The organism is Treponema endosymbiont of Eucomonympha sp., from assembly GCF_001028545.1.
The window spans coordinates 1-715 of the sequence record NZ_BBPW01000351.1; the positions used below are offsets into that span (position 1 = coordinate 1).

The 715-nt window shown below is 62.9% G+C and carries 1 protein-coding gene; it reads left to right on the plus strand.

The genetic code is table 11. The features are described from left to right. Nucleotides 1-715, plus strand: a 715-nt coding sequence (locus AWU74_RS07015) for a helicase-related protein (RefSeq protein ID WP_187150923.1), incomplete at both ends; no start/stop codon positions are given.

Consider the following 715-nt stretch of genomic DNA (forward strand, 5'->3'; position numbering starts at 1 on the left):
GGGACATAATCGAAAGCCTCGCGCTCCGCGACCCCTACACGCTCGCCGTTGGCATAGACCGGCCGAATCTCTACTTTGAGGTGCAGGCGCCCGCAGACAAAATGGACGCGCTGCTCGCCTACCTCCGCAGGAACGGCGGCAAAAGCGGAATCGTGTACTGCGCCACGCGGAAGACGGTCGAGAAAGTCGCCGCGCGGCTCGGGCGGGAAGGCTTCGCGGCGACGCGCTACCACGCGGGGCTGTCCGGCGAGGAGCGGAAGCGCAATCAGGACGATTTCCTGTACGACCGGAAGACGGTCATGGCGGCGACGAACGCCTTCGGAATGGGCATAGACAAGCCGAACGTGTCGTTCGTCGTGCACTACAATATGCCCAAAAACATAGAGAGCTACTGTCAGGAAGCGGGGCGGGCAGGGCGCGACGGCGAACGCGCCGACTGCGTCCTGCTTTATTCCGGCAAAGACGTCAGGCTCAACAGGTTCCTTATCGAGAATAGCGGTTCGGGACGCGGGGACGGCGGGAAGTCGCCCGATAGCACGGCGGCGGAAGCGCAGAAGCAGCGCAGCCTTGAGCTTTTGAAACAGATGACATTCTACAGCACGACGACGGACTGCCTCCGCGCGTTCATCCTGCGCTACTTCGGCGAAACCGCGCCGGGCTACTGCGGCAAGTGCTCGAACTGCGCCGCGCATTTTGAGCCGAGCGACGTTACCCT